Source organism: Pseudomonas sp. C321 (genome assembly GCF_055407105.1).
The window spans coordinates 674,912-696,007 of the sequence record NZ_JBUZRB010000002.1 but is presented as its reverse complement, the minus strand read 5'-3'; the positions used below and the strand labels follow the sequence as shown (position 1 = coordinate 696,007).

The following is a 21,096-nucleotide window of genomic DNA, read 5'->3' as shown; positions in this document are numbered from 1 at the left end:
TCTCTCACAAATATCTGTCGCCGCTCATGCCCAAAACACCGCTTGCCAGCCGTCCCCATGACCACTCTCACTGCGTCCACAGCGCGCTGTCAGAGGCCGACGCCCTGTGCGCGCGTCAAGGCCTGCGCCTGACCGCCTTGCGGCGCCGGGTGCTGGAACTGGTCTGGCAAAGCCACAAGCCGCTGGGTGCCTACGACATTCTTGGGGTACTCAGCGAACAGGACGGCCGCCGTGCCGCACCGCCGACGGTCTACCGGGCGCTGGATTTCCTGTTGGAAAACGGCCTGGTGCATCGCATCTCCTCACTGAACGCCTTTGTCGGCTGCAATCACCCGGAACACGCCCACCAGGGCCAGTTCCTGATCTGCCGCGAATGCCACGCCGCCATCGAGCTTGAGCAAAAAATCATCAGTGACGCCATCATCAAAAGCGCCAGTGATGTCGGCTTCAACGTCGAAGGGCAAACCGTCGAAGTGGTCGGCATCTGCTCGGGTTGCCAGGGGGTTTGATGAGCACTGCGCTAATCCGCCTGGAGCAGGTCGGGGTCACGTTCGCCGGGCAAAACGTGCTGGACAACATTCACTTGAGCGTCGAGCCAGGCCAGATCGTTACGCTGATCGGCCCCAACGGTGCCGGCAAGACCACCCTGGTGCGCGCCGTACTCGGCTTGCTCAAGCCCGACCGTGGCAGCGTCTGGCGCAAACCGAAGCTGCGTGTGGGCTATATGCCGCAAAAGCTGCATGTCGACCCGACCTTGCCGCTATCGGTATTGCGGTTCCTGCGTTTGGTGCCTGGCGTGGACCGCGCCCGCGTCCAGTCTGCCCTGAAGGAAGTCGGCGCCGAACAAGTGATCGACAGCCCGGTGCAAAGTATCTCCGGCGGTGAAATGCAACGCGTGCTGCTGGCCCGCGCCCTGTTGCGCGAACCCCAATTGCTGGTACTCGATGAGCCTGTGCAGGGCGTCGACGTCGCCGGCCAGGCCGAGCTGTACAGCCTGATCACCCGTCTGCGAGACCGCCATGGCTGCGGCGTGCTGATGGTTTCCCACGATTTGCATCTGGTCATGAGCACTACTGACCAAGTGGTGTGCCTCAATCGTCACGTTTGCTGCTCCGGCCACCCGGAACAAGTCAGCGGCGACCCGGCCTTTGTCGAGCTGTTCGGCAAGAACGCCCAGAGCCTCGCCATCTACCACCATCGCCACGATCACGCCCATGACCTGAATGGCGCAGTGGTCGACGAAACCCCGGCACCCCACACCCACGTTCACGGAGATAGCTGCAAGCATGGCTGATTTTCTGCTCTACGCCCTGCTGGCAGGCTTGGCTCTGGCACTGGTGGCGGGCCCCCTGGGCTCGTTTGTGGTCTGGCGACGCATGGCCTATTTTGGCGATACCTTGTCCCACGCCGCTCTGCTGGGCGTGGCCATGGGCTTTTTGCTGGACGTCAGCCCCTCCATCGCCGTGACCGTCGGCTGCCTGCTGCTGGCGGTGCTGCTGGTGACCTTGCAAAAGCGCCAGCCACTGGCGTCCGACACGCTTTTGGGGATTCTTGCACCGAGCACCCTGTCGTTGGGTCTGGTAGTACTAAGCTTCATGCATGAAGTACGGATCGACCTGATGGCCTATCTGTTCGGCGACCTGCTGGCGATCAGCCCTACCGACCTGGCCTGGATCCTCGGCGGCAGCGCCGCGGTGCTTATTTTGCTGGTGACCCTGTGGCGCCCATTGCTGGCGATCACTGTCCATGAAGAGCTGGCCACCGTCGAAGGATTGCCCGTCGCAGCGCTACGCATGACCCTGATGTTGCTGATCGCCGTGGTGATTGCTGTCGCGATGAAGATTGTCGGCGTATTGTTGATCACCTCGCTGCTGATCATTCCCGCGGCAGCTGCCCAACGCCATGCCCGCTCTCCGGAGCAAATGGCGGTCGGCGCCAGCGTGCTGGGGATGATTGCCGTGTGTGGTGGCCTGGCGCTGTCCTGGTTCAAGGACACACCGGCCGGGCCATCGATTGTGGTCACGGCAGCCGCGCTGTTTCTGCTGAGTTTTGTCCTGCCCCGTCGAGGGGTGTAGACTTGCTCGCTTTTTGCGCAATTAGAGAGTCGCAGGAATGAAGCCGTTCACCTCCCGTTATCTGCTCCTTGCCGCATTTTCCCTGCTGCTGGGCGCCTGCCAAAACACACCGCCCGTCGCCCCCCAGGTTCCGGATGCGCGGGCTACGGCCATCGCACAACTGGAACAAAACCTCGCCAGCAGCGAATTGGCTACCGCCGAAGACCAACTCGCCACGTTGCAGGCCCAATCGCCTAACGATCCGACGCTGGAACCCTATCAGCGTCAATTGGCAGAAGCCTACTTGCAGCGCAGCCAGATCGTCCTGCAAAAAGGTGATGTCAACGCCGCAGCCACGGCCCTGAGCCGTGCCCGGGCGTTAATGCCCAAGGCACCGGCGCTGACCGGTGGCGTCAACAGCGCCATCGCCCACGCCCGTAAAGCGGAGCTGGATAAAGCCGAAGCCGCGCTGAAGGCTGCCGAAGCCAAGCCACCGGCCAAGGTCATCGACCCGGCCGCTGAAAGCACTACCGTGGCGCTGAACCTCACCGACATTGAGAAATTGCGCCATCAACTGGATGCGATTGCCACCGATGTGGTGAATTACCAGTGCGATGTCAGCATCCAGGCGCCGCGCACCGAGGATTACCCGTGGCTGGCCACCTTGCTGACCAAACGGGTGAAACGGATTGACTCGGGGTATGACCTGAAGATTCACCGGCAAATTCTGAAAAATATCCCTGCTCAGGTTGTGCTGATTCCGCGCAAGCCGGACTGACGCCAATCACTGTAGGAGCGAGCTTGCTCGCTCCTACAGTTTTAATCGCAGTTTAGGCCGGAATAGCCTTGGCCTTAGGCTCCCGATCCCAAACCCGATGCTGGGCAATCGCCGCAAAAAACGCCTTAAACGCCTTGGCATCCCCGCCGACAATCAACCCCGCATCCGCCTCCAGCTTCAACACATCCAACAATTGCTTCGCCTCGCCGGCCAACGCAATCGCCTTCAAATGCTTGTACGCCTCCAGCAGGTAGTGCAGAGCCACGCCATCGCCGCTCAACGCCTGCACCGACTTCGCTCCGCCCGGTACAAACACGGCATCGAACGCCACAGACGGCGAGCCTTCCCTCGACGCATCCACCGGCAGGCTCTTGCCATCGGCGGTGGTCACCGGTGCCGACGTCGGCCCCAGTAGCTTGGCGTGCGCACCTAGCGCCATCAGCGCCTTCTTCAACGCATCAATTGCTGCGCCATCAACTCCGTTGGCCGCCAGAATCGCCACTTTGCGGGTCTTGATATCACCCGAAAGCAAGTTGGCCTGGCTCAACGCCGGCGAACGCTCTGGAGCCGTCTTGCGCTCAGGCAGCGTGCCTTTTTTCGGCACTGGCAAGCCGAGGTTCTGCGCAACACGCTTGGCCAGTTCCAGGTCAATATTGGCCAGGATCTCGTTGACCTGACGGGCGCGGATAAACTCGCGCGCAACCTTGCCCAACTCAAAGCTGTAGGCGGCGATGATGTGCTCCTGCTCGGGTTTGCTCATGCTGCGGAAAAACAACCGAGCCTGGGAGAAGTGATCGCTAAACGATTCACTGCGCTCGCGGATCTTGTGGGCATCGACGCGCTCTGGATAGGTTTCAAACCCGCCGTCTTGCGCAGCCGGCGGGGTTTCCTTCGGCCACCCGCCATCAATCGAGTTAGGCTCGTAGGAGGCGCGTCCCTTGTCGATGGTGGTGCGGTGCATGGCATCGCGCTGGCCGTTATGGAACGGCGATACCGGGCGATTGATCGGCAGCTCATGAAAGTTCGGCCCGCCCAGTCGGCTGATCTGCGTGTCGGTATAGGAAAATAGCCGGCCTTGCAGCAGCGGATCGTTGGAGAAGTCGATGCCCGGCACGATATGCCCAGGACAGAACGCCACTTGCTCGACTTCGGCAAAGAAATTGTCCGGGTTGCGGTTAAGCACCATCTTGCCCAGCGGCGTGATCGGCACCAGCTCTTCAGGAATCAACTTGGTTGGGTCGAGAATGTCGAAGTCGAACGTGTGCTCGTCTTCCTCGGCAATGATCTGCACGCCCAACTCCCATTCCGGGTAGTCGCCGCCTTCGATGGATTCCCACAGGTCACGACGATGGTAGTCGGCATCTTTACCTGCAAGCTTTTGCGCCTCATCCCACACCAGCGAGCAGGTGCCAACGGTCGGCCGCCAGTGGAATTTTACGAAGTTGGACTTACCTTCAGCGTTGATCAAACGAAAGGTGTGAACGCCAAAACCTTGCATGCTTCGCAGGTTTTTGGGAATCGCCCGGTCAGACATCGCCCAAATCACCATATGGGCCGATTCCGGCTGCAGCGAAACAAAGTCCCAAAAGGTATCGTGGGCCGAACCGCCGGTAGGCATCTCGTTATGCGGCTCAGGCTTTACCGCATGGACGAAGTCGGGAAACTTGATCGCGTCCTGAATAAAAAACACCGGCATATTGTTGCCCACCAGATCGAAGTTGCCTTCGTCGGTAAAGAACTTCACCGCAAAACCGCGCACGTCGCGCACGGTATCACCAGAGCCCCGAGGGCCCTGCACAGTGGAAAAGCGGGTGAAGACCGGGGTTTTATGGCCAGGGTCCCGCAGAAAACCAGCCTTGGTCAGCGCCGAATGGTTTTCATAGGTCTGAAAATAACCATGAGCACCGGTGCCACGGGCATGAACAATGCGCTCCGGGATGCGCTCATGGTCAAAGTGCGTGATTTTTTCACGCATGATGAAGTCTTCCAGCAGCGAAGGGCCTCGGGGGCCGACCTTCAAGCTGTTCTGGTTGTCGGAGACTTTTACGCCTTGATTGGTACGCAGCGCCTGGCCTGTTGCGTCGGAGCGGAATTTTTCCAGGCTGCGCAGCTTCTCATTGGTGTTGCCACGGTCCAGGGTGTCGGTACCCGCCAGTTCGCTCTTGGGCGGGGTCACTGGTTTTTTAGTGCTCATCAGACAAAAACTCCTCGTTTGCGTAGGCCAGAGCAATCCCCGGCTCTTTTTGAGCAAAACCCCAGGCACGGCACCTGGGTATTTCGAGTTGCTTAAGTAGTGACTGAAACTGTTTTGGACCGTTCCTTTTTTATGACCTTTGATCGTGTTATTGCCAAATCGCTGGTCGGATGCGAAATAAATGCTAAGAGCCTCTATACGGACAGGCTAAAATGCGCGCCCGGCTAACCGCTGATCCCTTTTTAATGCGCCCCACAAGGTTCGCTACGTGATCGAGTTTCATAACGTCCACAAAACCTACCGGGTCGCCGGTAAGGATATCCCCGCGCTGCACCCCACCAGCCTGCGGGTCGAGAATGGCCAGGTGTTCGGCCTGATTGGCCACTCTGGCGCGGGAAAAAGCACGCTGCTGCGCCTGATCAATCGCCTGGAAGAGCCAAGTGGTGGCCAGATCAAGGTAGATGACGAAGAAGTCACCGCCTTGGATGCCAACGGTTTGCGCCGTTTCCGGCAGCAGGTCGGAATGATCTTCCAGCACTTCAACCTGCTGGCCTCCAAGACTGTCGCCGACAACGTGGCGTTGCCACTGATCCTGGCGGGCGAATTGTCGCGCCGCGAGATCAACCAGCGTGTTGCTGAATTGCTGGAGCGTGTCGGCCTGTCGGACCACGCCAAGAAGTACCCGGCCCAGTTGTCAGGCGGCCAGAAGCAGCGCGTCGGCATCGCCCGCGCCCTGGCCACCAAGCCGAAAATCCTGCTGTGCGATGAGGCCACCAGCGCCCTCGACCCGCAGACCACCGCCTCAGTCCTGCAACTGCTGGCCGAGATCAACCGCGAGTTGAAGCTGACCATCGTGCTGATCACCCATGAAATGGACGTGATCCGTCGGGTTTGCGATCAGGTGGCTGTGATGGACGCCGGCGTCATCGTCGAGCAAGGCACCGTGGCTGACGTATTCCTGCACCCCAAGCACCCGACCACCAAACGCTTCGTGCAAGAGTCCGAACAGATCGACGAAGGTGAGCAGCGTGATGACTTCGCCCACGTTCCTGGCCGCATCGTGCGCCTGACGTTCCAGGGCGAAGCAACCTACGCGCCGCTGCTCGGTACTGTCGCTCGCGAAACGGGCGTGGACTACAGCATCCTCGCCGGCCGTATAGACCACATCAAAGACACTCCCTACGGGCAACTGACCCTGGCCATCACCGGCGGCGACATGGATGCAGCGTTCACCCGCTTCACCGCGGCCGATGTCCACATGGAGATCCTGCGTTAATGGACGATTTACTGCATTACTTCGACCAGGTTGACTGGACGGACATCTGGGTCGCCACCGGCGACACCATGCTCATGCTCAGTACCTCCCTGCTCTTCACCGTGCTGGTAGGCCTGCCGCTGGGCATTTTGCTGTTCCTGTGCAGCCCACGGCAATTGCTGGAGCAGAAAACTACCTACTCGGTACTGGCCTTCGTGGTTAACGCGATACGCTCCCTGCCATTTATCATCCTGTTGATTGTGATGATTCCCACCACCGTCTTCCTTACGGGCACCTCCCTGGGCGTGGCCGGCGCGATTCCACCGCTGGTGGTCGGCGCGTCGACGTTCTTCGCCCGGCTGGTGGAAACCGCCCTGCGCGAAGTGGATCGCGGCATCATTGAGGCGACGCAGGCCATGGGCGCGACTACCCGGCAGATCATCATGAACGCCCTGCTACCCGAGGCGCGTCCCGGCATCATCGCGGCCATCACCGTCACAGCCATCGCGTTGGTGGGTTATACCGCCATGGCGGGCGTGGTGGGTGCCGGCGGCCTGGGCGACCTGGCAATCCGCTATGGTTATCAGCGCTTTCAGGACGACGTAATGGTTGTCACCGTGGTGATGCTGATCGTGCTGGTGCAAATTCTACAAACCATCGGCGACAAGCTGGTGACGCACTTTTCTCGAAAATAACGGCCATTCCCGGCCAAAAGTTGGCCAATGTCCGAACAAGGAGCTTGCTGGATGAAAAAACTACTGGTTGCTTTTGCCGCCGTTGCCGCGTTTTCCGCCCACGCCGCCGAGACCCTGACAGTCGCCGCGACGCCTGTGCCTCACGCCGAAATCCTCGAATTCATCAAGCCAGCACTGGCCAAGGAAGGCGTTGATCTGAAGGTCAAAGTCTTCACCGACTACGTTCAACCGAACGTGCAAGTGGCCGAAAAACGCCTGGACGCCAACTTCTTCCAGCACCAGCCATACCTGAATGAGTTCAACAAGGCCAAGGGCACAAACCTGGTGAGCGTTGCCGGTGTGCACCTGGAGCCATTGGGCGTCTACTCCAGCAAATACAAGACCCTGGCCGAGCTGCCAGACGGCGCCAGTGTGGTGATCCCCAACGACGCCACCAACGGCGGCCGTGCGCTGTTGCTGCTGGAGAAGGCCGGCCTGATCAAATTGAAGGACTCGACCAACATCCTGTCGACCATCAAGGACATCACCGAAAATTCGAAAGGACTGAAGTTCCGCGAACTGGAAGCCGCCACCATCCCGCGCGTGCTGACCCAGGTCGACCTGGCGCTGATCAACACCAACTACGCCCTGGAAGCCAAGCTGGACCCGTCCAAGGACGCCCTGGTGATCGAAGGCAGCGACTCGCCTTACGTCAACATCCTGGTAGCCCGCCCGGACGACAAGGACTCGGACGCCATGAAGAAGCTGGTCGCGGCCCTGCACAGTCCAGAAGTGAAAGCGTTCATTCTTGAGAAGTACAAAGGCGCGGTATTGCCAGCGTTCTGATCCGAAGCTGAAACAACAAAAACCCCATCCTACTTACGTCGGATGGGGTTTTGTTTATTTACGCTGCAACAACCCTGGCAACTGCGCCACCAGCTTCTGGTTGTTCAGCGGCGCCCGTATAAAGCCACGCTGAGTACCATCCGGGCCGATCAGCGCCAGGTTGCCACTGTGGTCGACGGTGTAGTTGGGCTTGCTGGTATCAGCAGGAATAAACGGGATGCTCACGGCGTTAGACACCTTCTGCACATCGTCCACACTGGCGCCCGTCAGACCCAGGAACTGCGGGTCGAAGTAACCCAGGTACTGCTTGAGCTGCGCCGGAGTGTCGCGGTGGGGATCGATGCTGACCAAGACGATCTGCAGCTTATCCACCACATCCTTGGGCAGCTCACTCTTGATCTGCCGCAACTGGGCGAGGGTGGTGGGGCAGATGTCAGGGCAGAAGGTGTAGCCGAAGAACAGCAGGCTCCACTTGTCCTTCAACTCGTTGATCACCACCGGCTGGCCGTCCTGGTTGGTCATGGTCACGGGCGGCAATTGACGACTTTGCGGCAACAGGATAATCCCTGCGTCGATCAACGCCGTCGGATCACCCTGGCCCTTGCCAGACAGTACTTTGTTAACGGTCAGGCCCAAGATCAACGCCACCAGGGCCACCAGGATAAAGACAGTTTTTTGAGTTCGAGTCATAGGTTCAACAATAAGTAGTGGTCTACGAGCAGGGCGATAAACAGTAAAAACAGGTACCAGATAGAGTACTTGAAGGTGTTGATCGCCGCGTGCGGCCGACTGCCACGGTACAGCACCCAGGCCCATTGCAGAAAGCGACCGCCCAGAACCAGTGCACATCCCAGGTACAGCAACCCACTCATGTGGATGACATAGGGCATCAGGCTGACCGCCAGCAACGCGAAGGTGTACAGCAGGATATGCACCTTGGTGTAGTGCTCGCCGTGAGTCACCGGCAGCATCGGGATATCGGCCTTGGCGTACTCCTCCTTGCGATGAATCGCCAGGGCCCAGAAGTGCGGCGGAGTCCAGGCGAAGATGATCAGCACCAGCAGCAACGGTTCGGCGCTGACGTGGCCGGTGACCGCCACCCAACCCAACAGCGGCGGCGCGGCGCCAGCAAGGCCGCCGATGACGATATTCTGCGGCGTCGCCCGCTTGAGAAAGCCGGTGTAGATCACCGCATAACCCAGCAGCGAGGCCAAAGTCAGCCAGGCCGCCAGCGGATTGGTAAATGCCAGCAGCAGCGCAAGCCCTCCCACCGCCAGTGCCATGGCGAAGGTCAGGGCAGCGGCCGGTGATACCCGACCTTCGGCCAGCGGACGCTTGTGAGTACGCGCCATCACCGCATCAATGCGCCGGTCCACCACATGATTGACCGCGGCCGCGCCGCCGGCACACAGGGCGATCCCCAGATTGCCAAAGATCAGTACCGTCCACGGCACGCCGGCGCGAGTGGCGAGGAACATGCCCACCAGCGAGGTGATGAGCATTAGCACCACCACCTTAGGCTTGGTCAGCTCCAGGTAATCACGCCAGATCGCCTGACTGTGGCGCTCGCCGATCAAGGTCGCCATGGCATCTCTCCTTTAATAGTTATGAGGCCCGAAACCTGTCGACGCGGGCTGAAGCGCCAGCCCCACGGCAGTTGATGCCTGACCCGAACCAGACTGGTTCGTGCGTGATAATTGACCAATACCAGCGTCAGTAATAAAGCTGCGCCGCCGGCGTTATGAGCGACTGCCACCGGCAGCGGCAAGTGGAAATAGACGTTGCTCAGGCCAAGGCTGATCTGTGCCGTCAACGCCACCAGCAGCAGACCGGCCAAGCGCGTCATGCCGACCGCCCTGAGCTGCCAGGCCAGGCCCAGCAACACGACCGTGACTATCACGGCGCCAATCCGGTGAGTCAGGTGAATCGCGGTGCGCGCATCGCTGTCCAGTTGCCCGCCCAGGTAATTGGGGCCGATGTGCTGGGTCAGGTGAAAGCCATTGGCGAAATCAGCGGCCGGCCACCACTCCCCATGACAGGTGGGCAGGTCGATACAAGCCACCGCCGCATAGTTGGAGCTGACCCAACCGCCCAAGGCAATCTGACCGACCACCAGCACCAACCCGGCGGTGGCCCAATATTGCAGGCGCCTAGGCACAATCAGCGCCGGCAACACACCAGACAATCGCAAGGTCAGCAAAAACAGCAGGCTCAACGTCGCAAATCCGCCCAACAGGTGCCCGGTGACCACTTGCGGCCAAAGCTTGAGGGTCACCGTCCACATACCAAACGCCGCCTGGGCGATCACCACCGCCAGCAGAAACAACGGCAACTTCAATGGCTGCCCCGGATGACGCCGATGGGTCCAGGCGCGTGCGGCCAGCAGGGCGATCAACAACCCCAGCGTGCCGGCAAAGTAGCGGTGGAGCATCTCGTTCCAGCCCTTGTCGGCCTCCACTGGAGCGTCCGGGAAATGCAGCTCGGCATGGGCCAGTTGGGCTTCGCTGTTCGGCACGCTGATAAAGCCGTAGCAGCCCGGCCAATCCGGGCAACCGAGGCCAGCATGGGTCAGCCGGGTATAGGCACCCAGCAGCACCACAATCAGTGCGAGCAAGGTGGCAAACAACGCGAGGCGAAATCCAGGTTTGGCCATGACGATGCCCTTATCCGATATTCGACAGTTTCAACAACAGGCGCAGGTCGTTCAGTAAATCCTTGCCCTTGACCCGAGCGTCATAGCGCAACACCAGGTTGCCGTGGGGATCAACGATCCACAGTTGGGCGTCACCGTTGCCCTGGGCCGCGGCGTCCTTGTTGAAGGTCGGCAGGTCCAGGGGGTAGCGCTGCAATTGTGGGTACTCAACCTTGAGCTTTGCCTCGTACTCGGTACTCACCGGTTGCGCGACGGCCAAGGCATGACTGGCGCGGGAGGCATCGCGACCCAGGCCGATTTGCAGTTGGCGCGCCAGGTACACCAGTTGCTGGCAATCGGTAGCGCAAGCCGCAGGCGCGGTGACCAGCAACTGCCAGCGCTCCTCGTTTGCCTGCACACCGATGTCGGCGCGGGTCTGGCCATTGCCGATCAGTTCGCCGTGATAGCTGCGGTTTTCCGGTACCCAGAACTGCAGTTTGTACATGAAGGTGGCCAGCACCATCGGGCCGATCACCATCAGCACGATCAGGATCAGTTGCCAGCGCCCCTTGCTACGACCGGGCAACTGCGACGCGTCAGACATGTTGAGTGGATTCATGGCCGCTCCCATGGTGCTTCTCCCTTGCGTTGTGCCATCCGAGGTAGAGGTAAAGACCGAACAGCGCCACCGCCATGGCGAACCACTGCACGGCATATCCCAGGTGTTTTTCCGGCCCCATGGCGACAACAGGCCAGTGGGTTTCGTAGGTCGCAGGACCCGCTTCAGCCCGCAATTCATAGGCAAACCCGCTACGCCCCAACTCCGCCCACAGCGTGTCGGGATGCAGCGCTGTCAGCAGTCGCGGCCATTGCGCACCCGCCGGGTCCGCGTGCAGCTGGAAGGTCGCGCCAGGAGCGACATAGACCCAGGCATCGACATTCAACGGTTGTTCGGGCGTGGTGAAGGCTGGCGGCGTGCGGCGATCCGGCCAAGGCAGCCAGCCGCGATTGAGCAGCAGCCAAAGACCGCTCGCCTGGTCATGAAAGGGTTGCAGCAACTCGACGCCGACCTTGCCGTCGCGCATGCGGTTATCCAGCAGCACGCTGTGGGCGGCGTCGAACTGTCCGCGCAGATGTACACGGCGAAAGGCCGGATCAGCACTGGCGCTCAATTGATCACTGCTCATCGGCTCGCCAGCACGGCGCTCGGCGTAGTTTTCCAGCAGTACCTGTTTTTCCTGCCCACGGGACAATTGCCAGAAGCCGAGCCACACCATCAGAGGCAGCAGCACAAACACCACCAGCGTCGGCGCAATCCCGGGGCGAAAACGTTTCATGGCGTTGCCGCAAAGGTCGACACTGCGCTGGCTATACTGAATCTCATTGCCCGCCCCTCCAAATAAAGAGTCCTGGAGCCAGACCATGCTCAAAGCAGCTATTGCCCTGATGCTGATCGCTACCGTTGTGAGCCTGTTCAGTGGCTTGTTCTTTTTGGTCAAGGACGAGGGAAACTCCAACCGCCTCGTCACTGCCTTGACCGTACGTGTCGTGCTGGCCGTGATCACCGTGTTGCTGATTACCTGGGGCTTCTACAGCGGCCAGTTGGTGTCCCACGCGCCGTGGTAAGGCGCCTCAGAGCACGTAAACGAAGAAAAACAACCCAATCCACACCACGTCTACAAAGTGCCAATACCAGCTGGCCGCCTCGAAGCCGAACTGGTGCTCAGCATTGAAATGCCCCCGCAGAACGCGCATCAGCATCACAAACAGAATGATGGTGCCGATGGTCACGTGGGCGCCGTGAAAACCCGTCAGCATGAAGAAGGTCGCACCGTACACGCCGGAACCCAACGTCAGGCCCAACTCCTTGTAGGCGTGGATGTATTCCTCGGCCTGAAACCCGAGGAATGCCAGCCCCAGCAGCACGGTGATCGCCAGCCAGATTTTCAACGCGCCACGATGACCCTTGCGCAGGGCATGGTGGGCGATGGTGATGGTCACGCTGGAGCTGACCAGCAGGATGGTATTGACCAGCGGCAGGCCCCACGGGCTGATGGTGCCTTCGGGTGCAGGGAAGAGTTTCGGGTCGGGGTTATTGAGCAGCGGCCAGGCGAACTCGAAGTTTGGCCAGAGCATGTGCGCCACACCCTTGGAGCCCTCCCCCCCCAACCATGGGCCAGACATGTGGCGCACGTAAAACAGCGCACCGAAGAAGGCGATAAAAAACATCACCTCGGAAAAAATGAACCAGGTCATGCCCCAGCGAAAGGAACGGTCCATCTGCGCGCTGTACAACCCGGCACGGCTTTCCTTGATCACCGCACCAAACCAGCCAAACATCATGTAGGCCAGTAACAGGCCACCGACGAAAAAGATCAGCGGGCCATGGGATTCCGGACGTGCCGCCTTGAGGTCGTTGAACCACACGCCCAGGCCGTACACTGTGACCAGCATGCCAATCGTGGCAATTATCGGCCATTTGCTTTGCGCTGGTACGTAGTACGTATCATGAGTTGACATGTATTCGTTCTCCTAATCGAGCCCGCAGGCACGCCTAGCCGCCGGTATGGACAGCCACGGGCGGTTGGCGCGCGGTGATATCGAACAGCGTGTACGCCAGGGTCAAATGCTTCACATCCTTGGGCATGTCGCGATCGACAATGAAACGCACCGGCATCTCGATGCGCTCGCCTGGCTGCAGCACTTGCTGGGTGAAGCAAAAACACTCGGTCTTGTGGAAGTACATCGCCGCTTCGGCCGGGGAAATGCTCGGGATCGCCTGCGCAGTCATCGGCTTGTCGCTGGGGTTGAAGGCGACAAAAATCATCTCGTTGACCGCGCCGGGGTTGACCACGATTTCGTCGGCCTTGGAATGAAACTCCCAGACCATGTCGATGGCATTGGTGGAGAGAAACTGCACCCGCACCTGGCGCGACGGGTCGACAACCTGCGAGCCCTCGTACTGCCCCGCGGTCTTGCCGTTGATGCCGAACGCCTTGCACATCACGTCGTAGATCGGCACCAGGGCAAAGCCAAAGGCGAACATCGCCAGCACCAGGATCAGCAGACGCGTGACCAGCCGATTGAGGGGTATGGAGTCAGACATGACCACCCCCTGCACCCATCACGGTGTTCACTTGACCTCCGGCGGCGTGGTGAAGGTGTGATACGGCGCTGGTGAAGGCACGCTCCACTCCAGCCCCTCAGCTCCATCCCATGGTTTGGCCGGCGCAGGCTTGCCGCCGCGAATGCACTTGATGACGATGAACAGGAAGAAGATCTGCGTTGCGCCAAAGGTGAAGGCGCCGATGGAAGACACCATATTGAAGTCAGCGAACTGCAGGTTGTAATCCGGCACCCGGCGCGGCATGCCGGCCAGCCCGACGAAGTGCATCGGAAAGAACGCCATGTTCATCCCCACGAACGACAGCCAAAAGTGCAGTTTCCCCAGGGTTTCGTCGTACATGTGGCCGGTCCATTTCGGCAGCCAGTAGTAGGCCGAGGCGAAGATCCCGAAGATAGCCCCTGGCACCAATACGTAATGGAAGTGCGCCACCACGAAGTAGGTGTCGTGGTACTGGAAGTCCGCCGGGGCGATGGCCAGCATCAGCCCAGAGAAGCCGCCGATGGTGAACAGGATCACGAAAGCCACGGCAAACAACATCGGCGTCTCGAAAGTCAGCGAGCCTTGCCACATGGTGCTGACCCAGTTGAACACCTTGACCCCAGTAGGCACCGCAATCAGCAGTGTCGCGTACATGAAGAACAACTCGCCCACCAGCGGAATGCCCACCACGAACATGTGGTGCGCCCAAACGATAAACGACAGGAAGGCGATGCTCGCCGTGGCGTAGACCATCGAGGTGTAGCCGAACAACGGCTTGCGCGAGAAGGTTGGGATGATCGAGCTGACGGCGCCGAAGGCCGGCAGGATCATGATGTACACCTCGGGATGGCCGAAGAACCAGAACACATGCTGGAACAAGACCGGGTCACCGCCACCAGCAGCGCTGAAGAAGCTGGTGCCAAAGTGGATGTCCATCAGCATCATGGTCACGCAACCCGCCAACACCGGCATCACCGCGATCAGCAGGAAGGCGGTGATCAGCCAGGTCCAGACGAATAACGGCATTTTCATCAGGGTCATGCCGGGGGCGCGCAGGTTGAGGATAGTGGCGACCACGTTGATCGCGCCCATGATCGAACTGATGCCCATCAGGTGGATGGCAAAGATGAAGAAGGTCACGCTTTCGGGCGCATAGGTGGTGGAGAGTGGGGCGTAGAAGGTCCAGCCGAAGTTCGGCCCTCCGCCCGGAGAGAACAGCGTGGACACCAGCAGCAGGAACGCCGCCGGTAACAGCCAGAAACTGAAGTTATTCATACGCGGCAGAGCCATGTCCGGCGCGCCGATCATCAACGGGATCATCCAGTTGGCCAGGCCCACGAACGCCGGCATCACCGCACCGAAGACCATGATCAGGCCGTGCATGGTGGTCATCTGGTTGAAAAACGCCGGCTCGACGATCTGCAAGCCCGGCTGGAATAGCTCAGCACGGATCACCATGGCGAACGAGCCGCCCAGCAGGAACATGGCGAAGCTGAACCACAGGTACATGGTCCCGATGTCTTTATGGTTGGTGGTCAGCACCCAACGCATCAAGCCTTTGGCGGGCCCATGAGCGTGGTCACCGGCATGGCCGTGGTCATCGATCACAGTGCTCATGGCCTTTCTCCTGCAAACGAGTGGGCGGGACGGTCAGCAGACCGGTTCAGGAAAGATGCAATGAAGGAAGTCATTTGCTTTCCGCCTGTTTGATGGCCAGCACGTCTTTGGGGGTGACCATGTCGCCTTTGTTGTTGCCCCAGGCATTGCGTTCGTAGGTCACGACGGCGGCGATATCGACTTCCGAAAGCTGCTTGCCGAAGGCTGCCATCGCAGTACCTGGCTTGCCGTGATAGACGATACCCAGGTGAGCTTCCTTCGGTCCCATGGCGATTTTCGAACCCTTGAGGGCCGGGAACATTGGTGGCAAGCCCTGGCCTTCGGCCTGGTGACAGGCCACACAGGTGGTGTGGTAGACCTTGTCGCCACGGGCCACGAGCTCTTCGAGGGTCCACTCCTTGGAGGTCAGTTCCTTGAGCTTGGCAGCCTCTTCCTTGCGCTCACCGAGCCAGGTGTCGTAGTCGGCCTTGGACTTGACCTCGACTACGATCGGCATGAAGCCATGGTCCTTGCCACACAACTCGGCGCACTGGCCACGATAGATGCCGGGCTTCTCGACCCGGGTCCAGGCCTCGTTGACGAAACCAGGGATGGCGTCGCGCTTGACCGCAAAGGCCGGCACCCACCAGGAATGGATTACATCGGCGGCAGTCACCAGAAAGCGCACTTTGGCGCCCACGGGAATCACCAGCGGCTGGTCAACTTCCAGTAGGTAATGCTCGCCCTTGACGGCCTGGTTATGGATCTGCTCGGCGGGAGTGGCCAGGTTGCTGAAGAATTCGACGTCCTGACCCAGGTATTTGTAATGCCACTTCCACTGGTAGCCGGTGACCTGGATATCGATATCCGATTCACTGCTGTCGTAGATGTTGATCAGGGTCTTGGTCGCCGGAATGGCCATGGCCACGAGAATCAGCAAGGGCACCACGGTCCAGAGGATCTCCACCGTCGTACTCTCGTGGAACTTGGCCGCCACCTGCCCGGTTGAGCGACGATGGACGATCATCGACCAGAACATCGCGCCAAACACCACAATGCCGATCACCACACATATCCAGAAAATGGTCATGTGCAGATCGAACACCGCGTTACTTACCTCTGTGGCCCCTGGTGTCATATTCACTGTCCAGGCGGCTTGCGCCTGGCTGAATACTGACCACAAGAGTAGGCCCATCCAAACGTGTGGATGTCGCGTCATGCGGGTTCCCCTTATCGTTCTTGTTATCCCGCCGGTTTGCACCTGCGGCCAAGGGAGCGGCTTCCATATTGCAAACACACCGCCAAGCCTTGCCTGCTCATGCAGTCGGGCGTCATCAGCTAATTGCGTACAAAACCGAGTATAGACAGCGACCGCCACCCCGCAATGTGATCGAGCAAATGAACGGAAATGGACGAACGGGGCCGGCAAAATAGCTGACGGCGTGGGTTATCCGACGAACGATGGCAATTCGATATAACGTCGGTGCATAACCATGAAATAATTATGACAAATGCGTCTGAGGGGCTCGTATAAACGAGTTACCTTGTGTTTTCCCTTTTCCTACGCCTATTTTCCTGGAGCTTTCATGAACACCGCCGCATTGCGCGAGCAGATTTCCCGTGCCCATCAACATGAATCCAGCACTGGCCAGTTGACCCGTCAATTGGAAGTTCAGTTACCGCACCTGCACCCGGCGATTTCTCTGCCTGACGTCGACGCCAAGGGCGTGATGACCCGCTTTGTTGCCGCCTACATCGACCAGGTACCGGACTTGCTGGATGCCGCCAACGATGTGGCCCGTGAAGCCGGTATCGAAAGCCAGATCAAACCGGTGCTGAAAATCGCCGAGCATTTCTTTCTCCAGCCGCCAGCGATCCTGGCCGGCCATGAAGGCCTGGATAGTTTGCTGGACGAGGCCTACCTGGCCCATCGCCTGGTGGAAGAGGTCAATGACCTGTACATCAAGCATTTTGGCCAGCCGTTGATTCCGCTGGATACCACGGTGGCCAATGTGATTGCTCATCAATTGATCGGTGAGACCTTCGCCAATCAACTGGACGAGGCAGTGCACCACGCGGTGGATGAGATGCTCAATGAAGACAGCTTTGCCCTGGAGTCTGTCGAAGCCTACCGCGACAAGCTCAAGAGCCCGGACACTGAGGCAGCCTGGAAGCGCTGGCCGTGCCTGTCGCGGCAGTTGGGTGTTGGGTTAGATCTGGATCAGCCGGCCTGAATCCCTGTATAACGCCAGCGTTTGTGGCGAGGGGGCTTGTCCCCCTCGCCACTTTTAGACTGCGGCAGAACCGATTCCGGTAGTCGTCCGCACCCGGCCTTCCAGCCGCCGCTTCAACCCTCGCGCCTCGATCACCAGCGTCGAACCCTTGGCCGCATTGGCCCGCCCCCATTCTTCCAGCAACTCAAGGCAGGAGTGGTCCACGTAACTCAAGTTATTGAGCGGTACATGCACGGTGGTTCCCGCCGGCACCGTCGACAACACCTGGGTCAACGCTGGCACCTTGAGAAAGGTTGCCGCACCGGTCAGTCGCAACTCCATTTCGCCGTCCTTGGGCAGATCGATCAGGCTGATTTTCAGCCGTGAAGCCTTCCACGCCAGTTTGGCCAGGGTCAGCCCGAAGCCCACCAGTACGCCGGTCAACAAGTCAGTGAAAACGATCACCAGCGCAGTGGCCGCATAAGTGAACATCGGCATCCGACCGTAACGGGCCAGGCCACGGAAAGCCTTGATGTCCACCAACTTGATACCGGTGTACACCAACACACCCGCCAGGCTCGCCACCGGAATGCTTTGCAGCACACTGGACAGCAGCAAGACGAACGCCAGCAGCCACAGGCCATGGAACATCGCCGACAAGCGCGTAGTGGCACCGGCCTGGACGTTGGCCGAGCTGCGCACGATCACGCCGGTCATCGGCAACGCACCGACCAAGCCACAGAGCATGTTGCCCACACCTTGGGCCGATAGTTCCTTGTCGAAGTCGGAACGCTGGCCATTGTGCATACGGTCGACAGCGGCAGCCGACAGAAGGGTTTCAGCGCTGGCGATAAAGGCCACCGCGAAGGCTGCGATCAACAGATTGGGATCGGCCAGGTTCAGCAGGTCGCTGGGGCGCAGCCAGTCAATGGCGTCCGCCAGGTTTTCCGGCACTTCCACCCGCTTTACCTGTAATGCCAGCACCAGGCTGGTCACCGTCGCCAATCCCACACCGAGCAAGGCGCCTGGCACGAAGCGCAGCTTTTGCGGACGAAACTTGTCCCATAGCCACATCACCAGGATCGTCGATAATCCGAGCAGACCGGCCTGCCAGCCCAACCCGCCGCCCAGCGTCGGGATAGCCTGGATCAACGCTGCCGGGAAGCCGGCGAGATTATCCAGCCCAGAGGGTTTCGGTACGCCGTCGAGCATCACATGGACCTGCGACAGCACGATCAACACCCCAATCCCCGCCAGCATCCCGTACACCACCGCTGGCGCGGTAACACGGAACCAGCAACCCAGGCGCAAACGCCCGGCCACCAGTTGCAGAAAGCCCGCCAACAGCAGGATCGGCCCGAGCATGACCATGCCATGCTGGCGCACCACTTCGAATACCAGCACCGCCAGGCCCGCCGCCGGGCCGCTGACTTGCAGTGGCGAGCCAGCCATCCAACCCACCACCAAACCACCGATAATACCGGTGATCAGACCTTTGGCCGGTGGCATCCCCGACGCAATGGCAATCCCCATGCACAAGGGCAGGGCGACCAAAAACACAACCACGGAGGCCAACAGCTCCCGTGGCAGTACAGCTTTTAATTGAGCAGCACGCATGATGACTCTCCCGAGGCATTCGCCGGGCATGGAAAGGCCTGGCTGCTTCAACGGCAGCCATCGCGTTACCCGACATTGGGAATGTTTTAGAAGCGCGCTTTAGGCGTCGCCGAAGGGATCGGTTGGGTACCGTTCAACGGCAGGAACGCCCCTTTTTCCGCATCGTAGGCTTTGATTTCGCTGGTTTCGATGTTGTAGACCCAGCCATGGATAAACAACTGACCGTTGGCAATGCGTGAGGCCACGGACGGGTGAGTGCGCAAATGCTGCAACTGGGCGATCACGTTTTCTTCAGTCAGCACATGCATGCTTTCGACTTCGCTGGTGCAATGACAGTTGTCCTGGACCATGGTCTTGGCAACCTCGGCATGACGCAGCCAGGCTGCGACCGTGGGCATTTTTTCCAGGCTCAGCGGGTTGAGCACCGCACGCATGGCGCCGCAATCGGAATGGCCACAAATGATAATGTGCTGCACGCCCAAAGCCAGTACCGCGTATTCGATGGCGGTGGAAACACCGCCGTTCATCTGCCCATAAGGCGGCACGACGTTGCCGACGTTACGGGTCACAAACAAATCGCCAGGGGCACTTTGGGTGATCAGTTCCGGAACGATGCGCGAATCGGCGCAGGCAATAAACATCGCCCTAGGGCTCTGGGCCGTGGCGAGCTTCTTGAAGAGTTCTTCCTGCTGCGGAAAGATCTCGTGATGAAAATGCAAAAAACCTTCAACAATGTGTTGCAGCGCTGCATCGGCGGACTCCGCCTCGTGAGGGGCTGAAGCCGACGCAGCCAACGGCTGTTTATCCTTGTCACTCATGATTCATCCTCTTGGTTGGAGCAGGGGAGCTTTCCAGTTCTGTTCGGCGCGCAACCAGTGCAATAGTTGGAAAGCTGCAAAACCAGAGGCGCCGACTCATTAGTCACTCGATGAACACGTTAACTACCGAAACTTAACTCAAACTGAATCAACCGCTCTATCTCGCGGGCCTCAGTGATGTCAAAGCGCGACTACTCAACCGTAAATAGTCCGCGTACCTGCATGAGTCTACAACAATGCCATTTGCCTGCCGGGCGGACAAAACGCTGTGCAGTCCAGATTAAACCCTTCCCGACGATTGAGCCCAAGTCGTTTGATCGCCTTGGCAAACCGCTGCGCCAATAGATCCGCAAATGGCCCTTCACCGCGCATGCGCACGCCGAAGCGACTGTCGTAGACCTCACCGCCCCGTACCTGACGCACCAGACTCATCACATGGGCTGCCCGCTGCGGATAATGGGCCGCCAGCCATTCCTCAAACAACGGCGCCACCTCCAGGGGCAGGCGCAACATCATGTAGGCCGCGCTCTGTGCGCCAGCCGCATGGGCTTCGGCCAGCAGGCTTTCCAGTTCGCTGTCGTTGATCATCGGGATCATCGGCGAACACAGTACCCCCACCGGAATTCCCGCCTCACGCATCACCCGAATGGCCCGCAACCGCGCCTTGGGCGCCGCCGTGCGCGGTTCCAGAATGCGCTTGAGTTCGTCGTCCAGGCTGGTGAGGCTGATCATCACTGCCACCAACCGTTGTTGCGCCAACTCGGTGAGCAGGTCGAGGTCCCGCAGAATCAGCGAGCCCTTGGTGATGATCGTCACCGGATGGCGATAGCGCAGCAGCACTTGCAGCGTTTGCCGGGTGATCTTGTACTCGCGTTCGATAGGCTGGTACGGGTCGGTATTGGACCCCAGGTTGATCGGCGCGCAGGTATAGCCCGGTTTCGACAGTTGCTGCTCCAGCACGTCGGCGGCGTTGGTCTTGGCAATCAATTTGGTTTCAAAATCCAGCCCAGGGGACATGTCCCAATAGGCGTGGCTGGGCCGCGCATAGCAGTAGATACAACCATGCTCGCAGCCTCGGTAGGGGTTGATGGAGCGGTCGAACGGCAAGTCTGGGGAGTTGTTGCGGGTGATGATGGTTTTCGCCATCTCGATACGGACTTCGGTGCCCTGGGTCGGTGGCACTTCCTGGTACCAGCCGTCATCCTCGGCCACGCTGACGGTGGGTGCGAAACGATTGTGCAGGTTAGTGGCGGTGCCCCGCCCGCGTGGCGGCAGAGGAGTGAACATGAAAGCGCCTATATACTGTTTTTTTA

General features: G+C 59.7%; 22 protein-coding genes. 9 read left to right on the top strand and 13 right to left on the bottom strand.

Annotated elements, in window-relative coordinates:
• Positions 1 to 26: 26 nt before the first annotated feature.
• Genes zur through ACZRJ6_RS09230 form a run of 4 tightly spaced genes read left to right on the top strand, consistent with a single transcriptional unit; the run spans position 27 to position 2,832 of the window.
• Entirely contained in the window at positions 27 to 509 is a 483-nt protein-coding gene (zur, locus tag ACZRJ6_RS09245; RefSeq protein ID WP_463967458.1) for a zinc uptake transcriptional repressor Zur, read from the top strand.
• A complete protein-coding gene (gene znuC / locus ACZRJ6_RS09240; RefSeq protein ID WP_133100565.1) occupies positions 509 to 1,294 on the top strand; it encodes a zinc ABC transporter ATP-binding protein ZnuC in 786 nt (261 codons plus the stop codon). The genes zur and znuC overlap by 1 nt, the downstream gene beginning before the upstream one ends.
• A complete protein-coding gene (znuB, locus tag ACZRJ6_RS09235; RefSeq protein WP_463967459.1) occupies positions 1,287 to 2,075 on the top strand; it encodes a zinc ABC transporter permease subunit ZnuB in 789 nt (262 codons plus the stop codon). The genes znuC and znuB overlap by 8 nt, the downstream gene beginning before the upstream one ends.
• A gap of 37 nt (positions 2,076 to 2,112) precedes the next feature.
• Positions 2,113 to 2,832 carry a PA5502 family lipoprotein gene (locus ACZRJ6_RS09230; RefSeq protein WP_463967460.1) on the top strand — a complete coding sequence of 240 codons (720 nt, stop codon included), beginning with the start codon at positions 2,113 to 2,115 and terminating at the stop codon, positions 2,830 to 2,832.
• Between the two features lie 52 nt (positions 2,833 to 2,884).
• Here the strand turns inward: ACZRJ6_RS09230 and katE are convergent, their stop codons facing one another.
• Positions 2,885 to 5,026 carry a catalase HPII gene (gene katE / locus ACZRJ6_RS09225; protein WP_463967461.1) on the bottom strand — a complete coding sequence of 714 codons (2,142 nt, stop codon included), beginning with the start codon at positions 5,024 to 5,026 and terminating at the stop codon, positions 2,885 to 2,887.
• Positions 5,027 to 5,294: 268 nt separating this feature from the next.
• On the opposite strand from katE, the gene ACZRJ6_RS09220 reads away from it, so the two are divergent.
• From ACZRJ6_RS09220 to ACZRJ6_RS09210, 3 genes are read left to right on the top strand one after another with little or no spacing between them, the layout of a single operon-like run.
• Positions 5,295 to 6,302 (top strand): methionine ABC transporter ATP-binding protein, encoded by a 1,008-nt coding sequence (locus ACZRJ6_RS09220; protein WP_463967462.1) that lies wholly within the window; start codon positions 5,295 to 5,297, stop codon positions 6,300 to 6,302.
• A complete protein-coding gene (locus tag ACZRJ6_RS09215; RefSeq protein WP_149412765.1) occupies positions 6,302 to 6,976 on the top strand; it encodes a methionine ABC transporter permease in 675 nt (224 codons plus the stop codon). The genes ACZRJ6_RS09220 and ACZRJ6_RS09215 overlap by 1 nt, the downstream gene beginning before the upstream one ends.
• A 51-nt stretch (positions 6,977 to 7,027) precedes the next feature.
• The gene (locus ACZRJ6_RS09210; RefSeq protein WP_463967463.1) at positions 7,028 to 7,801 is read left to right on the top strand and encodes a MetQ/NlpA family ABC transporter substrate-binding protein; all 774 of its coding nucleotides are present in this window, start codon (positions 7,028 to 7,030) and stop codon (positions 7,799 to 7,801) included.
• Between the two features lie 54 nt (positions 7,802 to 7,855).
• Here ACZRJ6_RS09210 and ACZRJ6_RS09205 read toward each other — a convergent pair whose 3' ends face one another.
• Genes ACZRJ6_RS09205 through ACZRJ6_RS09185 form a run of 5 tightly spaced genes read right to left on the bottom strand, consistent with a single transcriptional unit; the run spans position 7,856 to position 11,770 of the window.
• Entirely contained in the window at positions 7,856 to 8,491 is a 636-nt protein-coding gene (locus tag ACZRJ6_RS09205) for an SCO family protein (protein ID WP_463967464.1), read from the bottom strand.
• On the bottom strand, positions 8,488 to 9,387 hold the full coding sequence (cyoE, locus tag ACZRJ6_RS09200) for a heme o synthase (protein ID WP_133100573.1): 900 nt from the start codon (positions 9,385 to 9,387) through the stop codon (positions 8,488 to 8,490). Before cyoE ends, ACZRJ6_RS09205 begins: the two co-directional genes overlap by 4 nt.
• Complete coding sequence (locus ACZRJ6_RS09195; RefSeq protein ID WP_463967465.1) at positions 9,375 to 10,454, bottom strand: COX15/CtaA family protein; 1,080 nt, start codon at positions 10,452 to 10,454, stop codon at positions 9,375 to 9,377. Before ACZRJ6_RS09195 ends, cyoE begins: the two co-directional genes overlap by 13 nt.
• A gap of 10 nt (positions 10,455 to 10,464) precedes the next feature.
• Positions 10,465 to 11,064 carry a hypothetical protein gene (locus ACZRJ6_RS09190; RefSeq protein ID WP_463967466.1) on the bottom strand — a complete coding sequence of 200 codons (600 nt, stop codon included), beginning with the start codon at positions 11,062 to 11,064 and terminating at the stop codon, positions 10,465 to 10,467.
• Complete coding sequence (locus tag ACZRJ6_RS09185) at positions 11,030 to 11,770, bottom strand: SURF1 family protein (protein ID WP_463967467.1); 741 nt, start codon at positions 11,768 to 11,770, stop codon at positions 11,030 to 11,032. Before ACZRJ6_RS09185 ends, ACZRJ6_RS09190 begins: the two co-directional genes overlap by 35 nt.
• A gap of 85 nt (positions 11,771 to 11,855) precedes the next feature.
• Between ACZRJ6_RS09185 and ACZRJ6_RS09180 the strand changes: the two genes are divergently transcribed.
• Complete coding sequence (locus ACZRJ6_RS09180; protein ID WP_463967468.1) at positions 11,856 to 12,059, top strand: twin transmembrane helix small protein; 204 nt, start codon at positions 11,856 to 11,858, stop codon at positions 12,057 to 12,059.
• 6 nt (positions 12,060 to 12,065) lie between these two features.
• Here the strand turns inward: ACZRJ6_RS09180 and ACZRJ6_RS09175 are convergent, their stop codons facing one another.
• The 4 genes from ACZRJ6_RS09175 to coxB all read right to left on the bottom strand — a co-directional run bounded on the left by ACZRJ6_RS09175 (position 12,066) and on the right by coxB (position 16,354).
• Positions 12,066 to 12,953: a cytochrome c oxidase subunit 3 gene (locus ACZRJ6_RS09175; protein WP_463967469.1), complete on the bottom strand. Its 888-nt coding sequence runs from the start codon at positions 12,951 to 12,953 to the stop codon at positions 12,066 to 12,068.
• Between the two features lie 34 nt (positions 12,954 to 12,987).
• Positions 12,988 to 13,539: a cytochrome c oxidase assembly protein gene (locus ACZRJ6_RS09170; RefSeq protein ID WP_463967470.1), complete on the bottom strand. Its 552-nt coding sequence runs from the start codon at positions 13,537 to 13,539 to the stop codon at positions 12,988 to 12,990.
• 27 nt (positions 13,540 to 13,566) lie between these two features.
• On the bottom strand, positions 13,567 to 15,156 hold the full coding sequence (ctaD, locus tag ACZRJ6_RS09165) for a cytochrome c oxidase subunit I (protein WP_463967471.1): 1,590 nt from the start codon (positions 15,154 to 15,156) through the stop codon (positions 13,567 to 13,569).
• Between the two features lie 70 nt (positions 15,157 to 15,226).
• Positions 15,227 to 16,354 carry a cytochrome c oxidase subunit II gene (gene coxB / locus ACZRJ6_RS09160; RefSeq protein WP_463967472.1) on the bottom strand — a complete coding sequence of 376 codons (1,128 nt, stop codon included), beginning with the start codon at positions 16,352 to 16,354 and terminating at the stop codon, positions 15,227 to 15,229.
• A 367-nt stretch (positions 16,355 to 16,721) separates the two neighbouring features.
• On the opposite strand from coxB, the gene ACZRJ6_RS09155 reads away from it, so the two are divergent.
• Complete coding sequence (locus ACZRJ6_RS09155) at positions 16,722 to 17,369, top strand: hypothetical protein (protein ID WP_463967473.1); 648 nt, start codon at positions 16,722 to 16,724, stop codon at positions 17,367 to 17,369.
• A gap of 54 nt (positions 17,370 to 17,423) precedes the next feature.
• Here the strand turns inward: ACZRJ6_RS09155 and ACZRJ6_RS09150 are convergent, their stop codons facing one another.
• The 3 genes from ACZRJ6_RS09150 to ACZRJ6_RS09140 all read right to left on the bottom strand — a co-directional run bounded on the left by ACZRJ6_RS09150 (position 17,424) and on the right by ACZRJ6_RS09140 (position 21,070).
• Complete coding sequence (locus ACZRJ6_RS09150; protein ID WP_350615009.1) at positions 17,424 to 18,965, bottom strand: SulP family inorganic anion transporter; 1,542 nt, start codon at positions 18,963 to 18,965, stop codon at positions 17,424 to 17,426.
• 86 nt (positions 18,966 to 19,051) lie between these two features.
• Entirely contained in the window at positions 19,052 to 19,783 is a 732-nt protein-coding gene (locus tag ACZRJ6_RS09145; protein WP_350615011.1) for a carbonic anhydrase, read from the bottom strand.
• A 228-nt stretch (positions 19,784 to 20,011) separates the two neighbouring features.
• The gene (locus ACZRJ6_RS09140) at positions 20,012 to 21,070 is read right to left on the bottom strand and encodes a PA0069 family radical SAM protein (RefSeq protein WP_133100585.1); all 1,059 of its coding nucleotides are present in this window, start codon (positions 21,068 to 21,070) and stop codon (positions 20,012 to 20,014) included.
• Positions 21,071 to 21,096 lie beyond the last annotated feature (26 nt).